Genomic DNA, 14,703 nt, shown 5'->3' with positions numbered 1-14,703 from the left:
CGGAAAGCCGTATGAGGGAAAACCTCACGTACGGTTTGATGAGGAGAGGCCGGGTTTTGCCCAGCCTTTTACTCTAGCAAATAATCGAATATCTCAGGCTCGCCTTCATTATTGGTCACGACCAGATCATATCCAACATATGGGCTTCCTCTGTACAATGGTCTGTTTCATTTCTAAAAATCCGCTAGATTTTTAATTGAAATGGTTGATCGTCCACGCATCTGTTCATCTTTATACGTAGGTTAAACTATGTCTATAGGGAGGTGTCCAGACGGTGAGTCATCCAGAAATGAAGAAACGTTGGAAGAAAAAAAAGGGAGTTGTCTACCCTTGTAAAGTCAAATGTAAAGTCAAAAAAAATGGGCGCAGAAAGAAGATTATCAGAAAAATAGTGCAGGTAAAATGCCCTCCGCCTGAAGTGAATATCTCGACGCCTACAGTTATTGGGCCAACAGGGGCGCAAGGCCTTCAGGGTATACCGGGAATTCAAGGTATTCAGGGAAATCGTGGTACTCAGGGAGCTACCGGCCCAACGGGACCAGCGGGTGGCCCACCTGGACCACAAGGTCCGCAAGGACAGCCTGGTCCTCCCGGCGCGGTTGGTGCCCAAGGTCCTGTAGGGCCTGCTGGTCCCGCAGGGGCACAAGGAATTCCAGGAGAAGCTGGCAGTGTGGGGCCTCAAGGCCCGCAAGGGAATCCAGGACCCGCTGGTGCAATCGGACCCCAAGGTGTCCCAGGTCCAACTGGGGCGACAGGTGCCGCCGGAGCGGCAGGTCCAACTGGAGCGACAGGTGCCGCGGGAGCAGCCGGAGCAGCAGGTCCAACTGGGGCGACAGGTGCGGCAGGGGCCGCCGGAGCAGCAGGTCCAACTGGGGCGACAGGTGTGGCAGGTGCCGCCGGAGCAGCAGGTCCAACTGGGGCGACAGGTGCCACTGGAGCAACCGGGGGTGTGCTGGGCTTCGCAGACTTTTTTGCACTGATGCCACCTGACAATGCGACCACAGTTGCCCCGGGTACGGATGTCAGCTTTCCACAGGATGGCCCTACAAGTGGAACTACAATTGCACGCACAGGTGTCAGCTCATTCAATTTGGCAGCGATTGGTACGTACCAGATTTTATTCCAAGTAAGTATTGATGAAGCGGGTCAGCTTATTCTAACGCTCAATGGAGCAGACTTGGCTGCTACTGTCGTCGGGAGAGCAACGGGAACCTCTCAGATTGTCGGTATCGCTCTGGTACAGACCACCGTCATTAATTCGATCCTCACCGTGCGAAATCCGGCAGGTAACGCTACTGCATTGACAATTACTCCGTTGGCAGGCGGAACCAGACCTGTATCGGCGCATCTGGTCATCACCCAATTGGCATAATTAAACGAATAGATGCTGCCAATCCAGCGAGGTTTCCAAATCTCTGTGCTTCACATTGAACCGCTTGCGCCTGATGACGCGAGCTTTTTTCCATCGTTTGCTGGACAAGCGTTTCTTAAAGGGAGATCGTGTTTGTATATAGGTATGGGGCTAATGGAAATCGATAAGTAATGTAATAAACTATAGCCATAACCAGACTGAACAAACAACTATATTAAACACAGAGGTCTTATCAGAGGAGGAATATGGTCATGTCACTTACAGATCAGGTTGTTGTTGTCACGGGAGCTGCTCAGGGAATTGGACGAAGTGTGGCAGAAGCTTATGCGGTTGCCGGGGCTAAAGTCGTGCTTGCCGATGTTCAGGAAGCCGAGGGAGCGGCGGCGGCGGCTTCGATACGCAATGAGGGCGGCGAAGCTATCTTTGTGCAGTGTGATGTGCGGAAGGAGCAAGATATTCAGCAGTTATTCGATACCACAGTGAAAGAGTTCAAGCAGGTTGACGTACTGGTGAATAACGCTGGAGTGTCTAGGTGGAAATCGCCCTATGAGCTAACAGTGGACGAATGGGACGATGTGCTCAATACAAATGTGAGGAGCTGTTTTCTGGCAAGTCGGGAAGCGGCCCGGCATATGAAAAAAAATGAACATGGCGGCGCCATCGTAAATATGGCTTCGACTCGTGCACGAATGTCTGAGCCGAATAGCGAGGCATATGCCGCATCGAAAGGTGCAATTACAGCGCTGACACATGCGATGGCAGTCTCACTCGGTAAAGACCAAATTCGGGTCAATTGTATCAGTCCCGGCTGGATTGAGACTGGAGACGTGTCCAAACTTAAAGCAGAAGACCATGAGCAACATCCATCCGGCCGGGTTGGCGTGCCATCGGATATTTCAAGGGCCTGTCTGTATTTGTCCGACCCTGCTAATACCTTTGTCACAGGGACTAATCTCGTAGTTGACGGTGGCATGACTCGAAAAATGATATATGAGGACTAGAACCGGGACGTCGACCCGAAGCCGGTCTTTCGAAGCTAGTGGAAGCTGAAATAAGCCCAAGTTAAGCACTTGGGCTTATTTGTTTTTGATAAGTCGGTTGCTATAATGAATGTGATTTTACAACAGAACAGGAATGGAGGGAGTGTATGTTCGGGAAAACGTCCCGGAAAGTGTTTTGGCTGTTATTACTGATCGGAGGAATGATAATGATCGGGATCAAGTCACCTGCTACAGCAGAAGATGTGGATATACGAGCAGCCTGGGTATGGCAGGCACAGTCTGTTAAGAGTGCAGGAGATGAGCTGCTGGAGAATGCAGCTAAACATAAGATTAACCGACTGTATGTAAACGTGGACATGACCATATCCAAAGAGGTGTATCGAGCATTTATTGCCAAAGCGGGTCGTGAAGGTATTGCTATTGAGGCATTGGGCGGCGATCCCTCCTGGGGTGTTCAAGGACGCGAGGGCCCTATGGTTCGATTCACTTCATGGGTACAGGATTACAATCAGGCTGTGGAAACTGGCGAACGCTTTGATGCAATCCATCTGGATGTTAAACCATACGTGCTGCCTGCATGGAAGGAAGACGCCAAACCCTTAGTGCAATCCTGGATCAGTAATATGAAAATGGTTCTAAATCAGGCCAAACAGGATGGCGGAACAGCGGTGCATGTCGATCTGCCTTTCTGGCTCGATTCATACACGGTCAAAGGCGATCGTATAATTGATGATGCAGATAACGAAGCATTGTCACACTGGTTTATTCAAAATGTAGACCATGTGACCCTGCTTGCTTACCGGGATAATGCACAAGGAAGTAACGGCATTATTCGTTTAATTGAACAGGAGATGCAGTGGGCAGACAAGAGCGGGACTAGCGTTACCGTGGGAGTAAACACCAAGCCGATGCCTGGTGAAGAGTTTACCAGTTTTGCTGGCAAAGGCTCCGCACAGTTGGAGAACGCACTCCAAGAGGTTGCAACTGCATTCCGGGAACATAAGTCCTATGCCGGTTCAGCTGTACATGATTTGACGTATTGGGGGAAACTGGAGCCAGAAGAACCGCCACTACCAGAAAAACCAGTAAACCCGCCTGCAAGTGCACCTGAAATTCGCGGCACCTATATCTGGGAGGCTTCACAAGTGACGGACGATGGCGGCGATCACATTCTGGCTTTTTCCAAGCAGCAAAAGATCAACTGGTTATACGTGCGGCTTGATCTGGATCAGCCCTACTCCAGTTACCGCAGTTTTGTGAAAAGAGCGAAAGCCCAGGGAATCGAAGTTCATGCGATGGGTGGACATCCGATCTGGGGCAAAAAGGAGAATCGTCCTCGGATCAAACGGCTGATCGATTATGTGAAAAACTATAATGCTGAAGTGGAACCGGACGAGCGGTTCGAGGGCATCCATCTGGATATCGAGCCGTATACGCTGCCCGAATGGGAGGCGAACCGAAATACACTGCTGACCGAGTGGGCATCGAATATCGCCTATTTCCAAGAAGAAACGAAGAAGGACAGTAACCTTGAAACCAGTGCGGATCTTGCGGTGTGGCTGGATACCTACCCGCTGCCAGGCAAGGATATCTCTGTGACCGAGTTCATGATTGATACGCTTGATCATGTGTCTCTAATGGCATTCCGTAACACCGCAGAAGGCTCCAACGGGATCGCTGCAGTTGTGAGTCAGGAAATGGAAATAGCAGACCGTCTCGGTAAATCACTGCTCATTTCCGTCGAAATGAAAGAAAATTTTGAAGGTACACATATTTCATTTCACGAAAAAGGAGCCGAGGATATGGAGAGTCAGCTGAGCAAACTGCCAGACCTGCTCTCTAAATACAAGGCCTACAAAGGCAATCTGGTCCATGCCTATGATTACTGGATTGAAGCCAAACCTTAACGGTATTCAGAAGCATAGCAAAATTAATTTGTGTTAGAAAAAGGCTTTGGGACTTCACCTTGCGTGAGGTTCCGGTCTTTTTTTATGGAAAAAATCTGGAATAGTGTCACCGAATAGGCTCCTGCACAATACGATGTACGGTGATGAACAGCTGCTACAAGGGAGGGAACAGGCGATGGCAGTAATTAAGACCAACTCGGAAGACGTCAAGCTCTTGGCGAGACTGATGAGGGCAGAGGCCGAGGGTGATGGGGATCAAGGCATGTTGCTGGTAGGCAATGTTGGCGTGAATCGTGTGCTGGCAGACTGTCTGGATTTTGGCGACATTCGTGATATGAACCGCATGGTCTTTCAGAATCCGGGGGGCTTTGAATCCACGCAGAAGGGATACTTCTACCAGCGTGCTAGACAATCCGAGATTCGGCTGGCACAACGGGTCATTAACGGGGAACGTTTCTGGCCAGCAAGTAACTCATTATGGTTTTTCAGGCCGGTTGGAGATTGCCCGGCGACGTGGTATAACCAGCCCAACACGGGACGTTTCAAGGCGCATTGTTTCTTTAGTCCAACAGGTGAAGACTGTCCGGACGTCTATTAATCCATTACCAATTTTCATATTCAGGGAGGAATTATCGTGATTAACACACCTTATCAACCAACTCAAACTATGGGTCAGCAAGCCAATTCCGTATTGGGAGCACAAGCAAATTCGGTATTAGGGGCACAAGCGAATTCTCAAGTTCAGGGAACATCTTACAAAGTCGGTAATGGCATGCCGTCGATGGCACCAACACCTGGCATGGTATCTCCTAGCTCCACCAGCGTACCGCCACTCGTATCCAGCGGAAGCCCAATGACACCGTCAGGAACGGTCGTTTCGACTACAGCTCCGCAGTTTGAGCAATCGTACATTGAAAATATTTTGCGTTTGAACCTGGGTAAATTCGGTACATTCTATATGACATACGAAGGAAACAAAGAATGGAATGCTCGTATTTTCCAAGGGATTATCGAAGCAGCTGGACGTGACCACATCATTATCAGTGATCCTAAAACCGGTAGAAGAATCATGTTGCTGATGGTTAACTTCGACTATGCAACGTTTGATGAGCCGCTGCTGTATCAATATCCGGGCGTTGTTGGCAACTATCCGCAAGCACCAAGCAGACGTTAATCCTTCATCAATATAACATTTTATACAACACATAAGGTAGTTTGGGCTGTCCTGAATGCAGTGCACATCTGCAGACAGGGCAGCTTTTGCATTTGTAGTCGAAAATAAAGTAACCTAATCAATAGTTCAAGGCACTTACATATGAGAACACAAAAGTGAAGCAATAGATATACAAATTCAGGCAGCAATGAACGACAGATGAAGGGAGTCCGCGGTATTGAAATCATGGATTGAAGGAGCAGTAAAGGGAGAGCCGGAAGCTTATAAGCAACTGGTGAATCATTTTCGCGGAATGGCACTTGCCGTGGCCTATCAGCACTTACAGGATGCGTATGGCGCAGAGGATGTTGTACAGGAGGCGTTTACCGAAGCATTTGCCAATCTGTCCAAATTGGAGAAGCCGGAAGCTTTTCCGGGATGGTTCAAAATCATTGTAGAAAGGCAATGTTATCGCTGGCTCAGACGCAAGCGGCATGCGGTGGTTCCCATACAAGAAGTAGAGACTGTATTCCGTGAAGAAGATCAGACCCGTGACCCAGAAGCTCAGGCGATGCAGAAGGAGCTGCAGGAGACGCTGCGCAGTTCAATTGCCCAACTGCCATCATCGATGCAAGTTGTAGTTGATCTGTTTTACTTTCAAGGCTACACGCTCAAAGAAATATCGGACTTTCTTGATGTGAATGTATCTGCATTAAAGAAAAGGATGTTTGATGCCCGAACGAAACTCAAGCGTTCACTGCCTATACGAAATCTGGCATCCGTGTTCAATGAACTTCATGAAGGAGGAAAAAGCATGTTGCATATCATGAATGGGGATCATGCGGCCAATCGCTTGCGCGAGAGCGGTATACAAGGAGAGATTCTGGTTTGGAGGGAATTGTACACGTATGGCCCTGTAACTACAGCTATGGCAGACAGAAGCGCACGTCAGCATCGTGCTGTTGTATTGGAAGAAGAACTGGGCATACCTCAGAAGGGGTATCTGCATATTGAGGCATTAGAAGAGAAGCTTCGTTCGTTGCAGCAGTTTCAAGAGATTGTGTTATGGTTCGAGTATGACCTTTATGATCAAACCATGTTATCCTATTTGCTGCATTATTTTAGCGGACAAGATCTACAGAATATACGTCTGAATCTCCTTTGCATCGATTCGTATCCCGAGGTAGAGCATTTCAGAGGACTGGGACAGCTTACTCCCAAGCAGATCGGAAGTTTGTCAGGCAACTGGCATGTCATTGAAAAACAGGAACTCCAGGCAGGTAAACAGTTCTGGGAAGCGTACAGCTCATCTGACATTCGGTTGCATCAAGAATACTTGAAGTCCGGAATGAATGAACTCCCATTTGCAAAAGTTGCATTCGAGGCGCATCTGTCCAGGTTGCCTTCCGTAACCAATGGCTTGGGGAGTATTGAACAGACAACATTGGAAACCATCAGATCGGGTATTCATCGTCCGCATGACCTGTTTCGTAAGGTAGGAGACAAGTTGCATGTGCTCGGTATGGGTGATCTGGAATACTGGGCTCATCTGAAAAGGATGTCGGAAGGGCCCTATGCACTCATTCGAATGACAGGAGCGACAAGTTTTCCGATGTTCAATCAGCATGATCAGGCATTTCATGATGCTGTGATGTCGTTGACGGAACTGGGCGTACAGACGTTGAATGGTGAAATCGACTGGAGTAGTTTGAGAGAGGATGAATATTGGGTGGGCGGGTTGCATGTGAGGCAAGGTGAAATCGAAAGTATGAAATCAAAGAGATAGGTCATATCAAACATGTTGAGGGAGAACTGGACGATGAGAGTCTGTTTTCCTTTTTTCTTTTGTTTAGTAAATGTAAATAAAACAGTGAAATCGCTACTTTTGTAAACGAATTGTGTCGATTTGGCCTTTTAGGTGTCATAGGACACGGATTGACTGTGTAGTGTAGAATTATATAATAAAAGAAGTATATCCATGTTATTATGGCGCAAACAGCAGGAGGTGGAAGCATTGGGAAGTTGAAATTGCATATGAACGGCAGAATGGCTAATATCCTACATTTTCGAAGGAGGTGGACCTATTTGCCGAACAATCACGGCAAATAGGAAGAACATTTGAGTGACCCCTTACCGAGTATTATGAGTTTGATTTTAATTGGTTTACTGGTATTAATGAATGGTTTCTTTGTCTCGGCAGAATTTGCGATGGTGAAGGTGCGGAGCAGCCGAATTGAGGCTTTGGTCGAAGCGGGTAATCGAAATGCCAAATACGCGTCAAACATTATACGTAATATGGACGCTTATCTGTCGGCTTGCCAGCTGGGCATTACTTTGGCTTCACTTGGACTCGGATGGCTGGGAGAGCCCGTCATTGCACGACTGTTGGAGCCTGTATTCACGGCATTTGGACTGGGTCCGGTATATGTGCATGGCATTTCGATTGTCATTGCCTTTGTCATTATTACGATTTTGCATATTGTCCTGGGTGAACTGGCTCCCAAAACGATGGCCATTCGCAAGTCAGAGGCCATTACACTGTGGTCTGCGGCACTGCTGACGTTCTTTTACAAATTGATGTATCCGTTCATCTGGGTGCTGAACGGCATGGCGAATGCCTTGCTCAGACTGTTTCGGATGGCACCTGCGTCAGAACTGGACGAAGCGCATAGTGAAGATGAAATACGAATTCTCATGAAAGAAAGCAATAAGAGCGGTTTAATTGATAACACTGAATTAGCACTTGTTGATAATATATTTGATTTTACGGATACAACCGCCCGTGAAATCATGATTCCGCGGACGGAAATGATCTGTCTCAACGCCAATCAGTCCATGCTGGAAAATATGGAGATTGCGAGTGAAAGCATGCGTACCCGGTATCCGGTATATAACGGAGACAAGGACCATATTATCGGCTTTATTCACATTAAGGATCTGATGCGATCACAGTTAACAGACACCATATCTGTCATTCGTCCGATTCTGGCTGTGCCTGACACAACGTTAATTAGTGATCTACTCAAGCGTATGCAGCGGAGCAAAACACAAATTGCTGTTCTGATCGATGAATACGGAGGAACCTCCGGTATGGTCACGCTTGAAGATATCATGGAAGAGATTGTTGGTGAGATTCAGGATGAATTCGATCAGGAGCGTCCGACCATTGAACAAGTGAATGACGTGGAATACTCGATTGACGGATTAATGCTGATTGAAGAAGTTGGTGAACGATTCGGCATCGAGATGGATCGAACGGATTATGATACGATTGGCGGCTGGTTATATTCCAGAGTGGATGCGATTCCGCCTGAAGTGGGGCAATCCGTTGAACATGATGGATATTTGTTTATTATTGAGGAGACAGAACACAAGCGAATCTCACGTGTTCATGTGATGAAGCTTGAAATGCTGGTTGAAGAAGAGGGCGCGTAGCTTCTCGGTGAGCATGAAGTCCATGTTTTGAGTATATCGACGTATCTTTAAAGTGTTCAAAAGGTTCTTTACTTGTAAGCCGCTACTATTTAGCGGCTTTTTTGATCGCTTTCGAACAAGTTTTTGTTCCAGGTTGACGCATGAAGAACCTCATGGTAATATTCAATTCAATTAAAGAAGAGGAGGCTCGTTCCTATGACTCATTCCATGCGTCTTCGATAAGCAGGTCAAAAAAGCGGATTTTTCCACAATCGTGGGCTTTTTTGATTTGCTTATTTTACGTATGGTGAGACATAGGTTTCGAATGAGGTAGCTTATTTGTGCTATGCTGATTCGAAGTGTCTTCTACACGTGAGTAATGCAGATTTAAGTCCACGGTGGGCTTGGATCTGCATTTTTTATTACATCCCAAATGCGTAACAAAAAAAGGAGAGAAGGCTCATGAGATATATGCATTGGTATTTCTTTATATAATCCCCTTCTTAAATCGCAGGTCATCCTGCGAGCGTGAAAACTGCGATTTTTGAAGGAGGAACCTATAATGAGTTTGTTAATTAAAGCAAAAGAGATTGTAGTGGAATATTCAGGCCGTGAAGTATTAGATATTGAACATTTGGAGCTTTACGAATACGACCGAATTGGCCTGGTTGGAGCCAATGGAGCAGGTAAAAGTACGTTGTTAAGAGTATTGCTAGGTGAAATGCCCGAATCGTATGGGAAAGTGGTGAGAAACGGCAGTTTTGCTTATATCCCGCAGATGGAGCAGGGCGGAGATCAGGGGGAAGTGGATTATGCATTAGCGGGTAAGCTAGGAATAAACCGCATAGATGCTGATCAGATGAGCGGCGGACAGGAAACAAGACTGAAAATTGCTAAGGCTTTGTCCAGTTCAGTGCACGGTATTTTTGCAGATGAACCCACGAGCCATCTCGATTCAGAAGGAATCCATTTCTTGATTCATCAGCTCTCTTTTTATACGGGAGCGTTGCTGGTTATCAGTCATGATCGGTATTTTCTTGATCAGGTGGTTGATAAAATTTGGGAACTGAAGGATGGGAAGATTACCGAGTATTGGGGTGGATATTCCGATTACTTGGCGCAGAAGAATGAAACTCAGAAAAAGCAGGAAATCCAGTATCAGCAATATGTGAATGAACGAGAACGACTGGAAAAAGCGATGTCTGAAAAAAGGAATCAGGCTCGGAAAATTGATCAGAAAGAGAAAGGGGCTGCAAGGAAAAATAACTCTGATCACGGTGGGCGACTTGCTCATCAGAAATCTGTGGGGAGTAAACAGAAGAAACTTCATCAAGCCGCCAAAAATATGGAACAGCGCATTGAAGCGTTGGGTGATGTCCAAGCACCGGAGGTGAATCGTACGATTCACTTTCGTCAGAGTCAAGCGTTAGGACTTCACAATCCATTTCCGATTATAGGAAAAGAGATGAATAAAACATATGGTGATGCAGTCATTTTGGAAGACGTATCTTTTCAATTCCCTCTTGGGGGTAAGATCGCGCTGACAGGTGCGAACGGTGCAGGGAAAACTACGTTGCTTAACATGATCTTAAACCGTGAACAGGGCATCATCATATCGCCTAGGGCAGAGATCGGTTATCTTGCACAACATGCATACACACTTGACCGCCATCAGGTCGTCATGGAATTCATGCAGGAGAACTGTGACTATCAGGTGTCGGAGATTCGAGCTGTATTAGCATCTCTCGGATTTTCTCAGCATGATGTGCGCAAGCCGTTGGCGGTATTAAGCGGCGGCGAGATCATGAAGTTGCAGCTGGCGAAAGTGCTTCTTGGCCGATACAATATTTTGCTAATGGACGAACCGAGTAATTTTCTTGATCTTCCTGCAATGGAAGCGTTGGAGCATTTGATGAAAAGTTATGCAGGCACGATTGTTTTCATCTCGCATGATACCCGTTTAGTCGAGAACGTCGCTGATCAGGTATATACTATAGAGAATAAACAAATCGTTCGAATCAGGTAATCAGACGATGATGTTTTAATGAGCATGGATTCCGCCGAAAAAGCCTATTCTTCATCATACGAGATGGATTAATTTAGGTTTCACCGTTTTTATTAATCTGGAAAATGATTAAAGGACGCTGCCGATTGAACAATCGGGCGTCCTTATTTTTTTGAAACCAGTTATCCATTCCGTCCGTTTAATAGATTACACCAAAAATTAAAACAAGGCTGGGGAGGAATGAAGATGCTTAAACGATGTAGAGAAATATGCTGTACGCCAATCTTGAAAGTAAGTCTGATTCTGGCTTTGAGTGCGCCAGTTATTCTTGTTCTGCCTACAGAATCGTCCGCAGTTGCAAGTCCGATCATCAACGTGACGTCGGGAGCGCGAACGGCTCCGCCGCCACTCGAATATCAGGCATACACGGTTCAATCACGAGCTTCCAAACCCGTACATATCTATGAGGCCACAAATTCGTTAACACGTGGAGATGGTCTTCATGCACTCGCAAAGACAGTAACATTGACATACAAAGAGATGAAGACATTGTCTGTTAATTATCGTTTGGAGCGCTGGACTGGAACGGCCTGGGTAACTTTTGCAGGTAACTCCTCAACGGATACCAAAACAAATGTACTTCGATCCAATTCGGATTGGGAGATCACTACCGGTTATTATTATCGTCTCGTTAGTGTTCACACAGCTAATGATGGAACGACATCCGATCAGTCTACATACACTTCACCTAGTGTATTATTTTAATTTAATTTGATTTTGCAGGAGAGTTCTGCTCCAGAAAATCATTGGCGATGGCGATCATTTCCTCTTCAGTCACTGATCCAAACAGACTCATGCTGAGTGAACCTGTCATCCACTGAATGGAATTAAATGGCGGTCCTACATATACCAGCGCCTCGCTGCCATCGATGAGCTTCACAGCTTCACTTTTCTGTAGCGGGGTTCTCTCAATCGACTGTCCAGGCTTAATATACTCATAATCAAACTGTATAAGTTCGTCCGTATCACTTTTGCCCTGGATGGAGTATCTCACCCTCAGCACCTCGGACTCGTAATAGTCATCAGGATTGACCGGATTATCGGTATCCAGCATGAGTTCATATTTCACCTTATTAAACCGGGCAGGGATTGCCTTGGATAATATAAATTCTCCCACAAATCCATCCCGAGCAATCTCTTCTGTTACAGCTACTGAACGGAAAACGTGACTACTGAGCTCGAAGGCAGGAGCGCTTGCAGCCTCATGCGGAGAAACGAAGCTGGATTCACGGTCCGGTGGAGGAGGTGTTTTGGCGGTAGAGGGATCAGGACTCAGATTGACAGACTTATCCTCAACTATGATCGATTTCATGCCATTACTCCAATTCTTGATCGATTGAACAATAGGAGATACGGCTTGTGTTCCCGAGGGCAGACTGAATAGGACCGCTCCAATGGTTACGGACGCTGCTACGATGCCTGAAAGTTTAAACGTGCGCATTTTACGTTTACGTGCGCCAATTCTTTCGATCTCCTTTTGAACCTTTTGCCAAGAATGATGCATGGATTCCGTACGGGAGGCAGAAGGGGCGGAGGCAGCATGCCGGAAAGCTTCATCAAACGCCTGCTCAAACGCCGCATCAAAATATTCGTCTTCCAGACCTGAATCGAATGGCTGTTCAAGCTTATTTAGCTTGCCTTTGCTCAATGCTTCCACCCCATTCCTTATGTAATTTCTTCTTGATACTGCCACGTGCCCGGAATAAACGCTGTTTAACAATGTCTTCAGTCGTGTTCAACAACTCAGCGATTTCCCGATAAGAAAAGCCTTCTTTCCACCGTAACTCAACGAGTACGCGATATTCTGGTTTCAACTGGGAGAGATAATGCTCGATAGACTCCTGCATCATCTGTGTCTCCACCATGCTTTCCACCGAGACTGCCGTCTGGTTCATGGTCTCTATATCTATAAAGACACTGTCCGAGTCCAGTTGGTTACGGTTATTTTTATTTTTTCTCAAATAATTTATTGCGGTATTCCGGGTGACTACTTTGAGCCAGGCTTTAAGTTTAACCTCATCTTCGAAGAGGGGCTTATTTTTAATGATTTTAATAAAGGCTTCCTGAATAATATCTTCTGCCGCTGCACGTTCCTTGATGATATATACGATTAATCCATACACCATATTATAGTATTCATAATAGACTTCTTCCTGAAGTACAGGTCCTAATTGATGAAAATCTGAAGCGAGTAAAAGCTGGAGCCGATTGGCCATGGTGTTCTCCTTTCTGGTCAACAGTCCACAAACATTGGTATCATTACATTTTACAACAGATTATGGAAACGTTACAATGTCCGATAGACCTGATTAAAGTACTGTAAAGAAGGAGTTCTGACCCTGTTTGACGTTTGCTGAAAAAGAAAAAACAGACGATCTTGCAAACCATGGAATCCATGACAGCAAAATCGCCTGTTTAATTTAAAGTAACGCTGATTTAAAACTTTGAAATCGCCGTTACACACAAGTTTTTTAAAACGCCCAATTTCCTTTCAGGAAAATCGGTTCACGATCACCACTCGCTGTAATGCCATAGATGTCTGTCTCGGGAGAACCCATCATGAAATCAACATGAGTGATACTGGAGTTCATACCGCGTTCCGCAAGCTCCTCGGGAGACATCGTTTTGCCTCCTTCGATATTGGAAGCATAGGAGCTGCCGATTGCCAGATGACAGGAAGCGTTCTCATCATATAGCGTTGTATAATACAGAATGCCGCTTTCCGAGATTGGAGAGTGGAACGGTACAAGCGCAACTTCGCCAAGGTACTGAGAACCTTCATCCATGGAGATGAGACGTTCCAACGTTTCGTGACCTTCCTCTGCATGAAAGTCCACAATCCGTCCCTTCTCAAATGTGAGAGTAAACCGGTCAATGATGCTACCGCCGTAACTTAGCGGTTTGGTACTCGTCACTGTGCCGTTCACACCGTATTTTGCTGGAGCGGTGTACACTTCTTCCGTAGGAATATTGGCTACAAAAGGGGTGCCTCGCTCGTTTACGCTGCCAGCCTGAGCCCAAATATGCCCTTCAGGAAGCTCTATCGTGAGATCTGTGCCCGGGGAGATGTAATGCAGTGCATGGTACTTTTTGTTGTTGAGCGCTACGGCTCGTGATTCCAGTCGTTCGATATGTTGTTCCCACGCAGCAATCGGATCTTCAACATCCGCGCGAACCGCGGCAAATATCGCATCCCAGAGCTGATTCATCTGTTCTGCTTGAGGGAGATCAGGGAATACCTTGGCCGCCCAATCTGCTGAAGGGCAAGCAATGCCAGTCCAGCTCATCTTATCAGCTTGCAGATACTGACGATATTTAGCCATCGCCTGACCAAAGGAACGCTGATTCGCCGAGATTCTAGACGGATCAATGCCTTTCATCAGATCAGGGCTGGAAGATAGAATCGTCAGAAAAACAGCATTATTCTCCGCGAGTTCCTCCATCTCTGCCGCATGCCACTTTGGAAGTTCATCGAAGGACTCCTCAGGAGCCATTTCAAAGCGAAGACGGTTGACCGTTTCATCGGAGTATTTAACGATAACTTGTTTGGCTCCGGCTTCATATCCTTTGCGTACCAGTAGTTGCACAAGTGGTGCTGCGTCAATCATGGCATTGATAACAAAAATCTGCCCCGTTTGCACATTTGCCCCCACTTTGACAGCGAGTTCAGCGTACCGATCCAGCTTTTGTTCAAAACTTAACATCGAATGTCCCTCCATAACCCTTAAATGTGAGTACAATTCAGACATAGGAAAAGAGAGGAGAAATCTCCTCTCTATGCATGGAGCTAA

12 protein-coding genes are annotated in these 14,703 nt (G+C 46.5%); 9 read left to right on the top strand and 3 right to left on the bottom strand.

Annotated features, from left to right (window positions below; genetic code table 11):
* Positions 1-274: 274 nt before the first annotated feature.
* The 9 genes from EC604_RS23875 to EC604_RS23835 all read left to right on the top strand — a co-directional run bounded on the left by EC604_RS23875 (position 275) and on the right by EC604_RS23835 (position 11,617).
* Positions 275-1,372, top strand: coding sequence for a collagen-like protein (locus tag EC604_RS23875; protein ID WP_123066523.1), 1,098 nt, complete (start codon positions 275-277; stop codon positions 1,370-1,372).
* A 251-nt stretch (positions 1,373-1,623) separates the two neighbouring features.
* A complete protein-coding gene (locus EC604_RS23870) occupies positions 1,624-2,373 on the top strand; it encodes an SDR family NAD(P)-dependent oxidoreductase (RefSeq protein WP_123066522.1) in 750 nt (249 codons plus the stop codon).
* A 146-nt stretch (positions 2,374-2,519) separates the two neighbouring features.
* The gene (locus tag EC604_RS23865) at positions 2,520-4,280 is read left to right on the top strand and encodes a hypothetical protein (RefSeq protein ID WP_123066521.1); all 1,761 of its coding nucleotides are present in this window, start codon (positions 2,520-2,522) and stop codon (positions 4,278-4,280) included.
* A 175-nt stretch (positions 4,281-4,455) separates the two neighbouring features.
* Positions 4,456-4,878, top strand: a complete 423-nt coding sequence (locus EC604_RS23860) for a cell wall hydrolase (RefSeq protein WP_123066520.1) — start codon at positions 4,456-4,458, stop codon at positions 4,876-4,878.
* A gap of 174 nt (positions 4,879-5,052) precedes the next feature.
* Entirely contained in the window at positions 5,053-5,454 is a 402-nt protein-coding gene (gene gerQ, locus EC604_RS23855) for a spore coat protein GerQ (protein WP_240037154.1), read from the top strand.
* Between the two features lie 217 nt (positions 5,455-5,671).
* A complete protein-coding gene (locus EC604_RS23850; protein ID WP_123066518.1) occupies positions 5,672-7,219 on the top strand; it encodes a sigma-70 family RNA polymerase sigma factor in 1,548 nt (515 codons plus the stop codon).
* Between the two features lie 356 nt (positions 7,220-7,575).
* Positions 7,576-8,868, top strand: coding sequence for a hemolysin family protein (locus tag EC604_RS23845; RefSeq protein WP_123066517.1), 1,293 nt, complete (start codon positions 7,576-7,578; stop codon positions 8,866-8,868).
* 541 nt (positions 8,869-9,409) lie between these two features.
* Complete coding sequence (locus tag EC604_RS23840) at positions 9,410-10,873, top strand: Msr family ABC-F type ribosomal protection protein (protein ID WP_123066516.1); 1,464 nt, start codon at positions 9,410-9,412, stop codon at positions 10,871-10,873.
* Positions 10,874-11,098: 225 nt separating this feature from the next.
* On the top strand, positions 11,099-11,617 hold the full coding sequence (locus tag EC604_RS23835) for a hypothetical protein (protein ID WP_123066515.1): 519 nt from the start codon (positions 11,099-11,101) through the stop codon (positions 11,615-11,617).
* 1 nt (position 11,618) lies between these two features.
* Here EC604_RS23835 and EC604_RS23830 read toward each other — a convergent pair whose 3' ends face one another.
* The 3 genes from EC604_RS23830 to EC604_RS23820 form a co-directional block, all read right to left on the bottom strand.
* Positions 11,619-12,560 (bottom strand): hypothetical protein, encoded by a 942-nt coding sequence (locus EC604_RS23830; protein ID WP_123066514.1) that lies wholly within the window; start codon positions 12,558-12,560, stop codon positions 11,619-11,621.
* Complete coding sequence (locus EC604_RS23825) at positions 12,538-13,128, bottom strand: RNA polymerase sigma factor (RefSeq protein ID WP_123066513.1); 591 nt, start codon at positions 13,126-13,128, stop codon at positions 12,538-12,540. Before EC604_RS23825 ends, EC604_RS23830 begins: the two co-directional genes overlap by 23 nt.
* Before the next feature lie 255 nt (positions 13,129-13,383).
* The gene (locus tag EC604_RS23820) at positions 13,384-14,616 is read right to left on the bottom strand and encodes an aminopeptidase (protein WP_123066512.1); all 1,233 of its coding nucleotides are present in this window, start codon (positions 14,614-14,616) and stop codon (positions 13,384-13,386) included.
* Between the last annotated feature and the right edge of the window lie 87 nt (positions 14,617-14,703).

Source organism: Paenibacillus amylolyticus (assembly GCF_003719335.1).
Classification (GTDB): Bacteria; Bacillota; Bacilli; order Paenibacillales; family Paenibacillaceae; genus Paenibacillus; species Paenibacillus amylolyticus_D.
The sequence above is the reverse complement of the archived record's forward strand: the minus strand, read 5'-3'. Positions and strand labels throughout refer to the sequence as shown.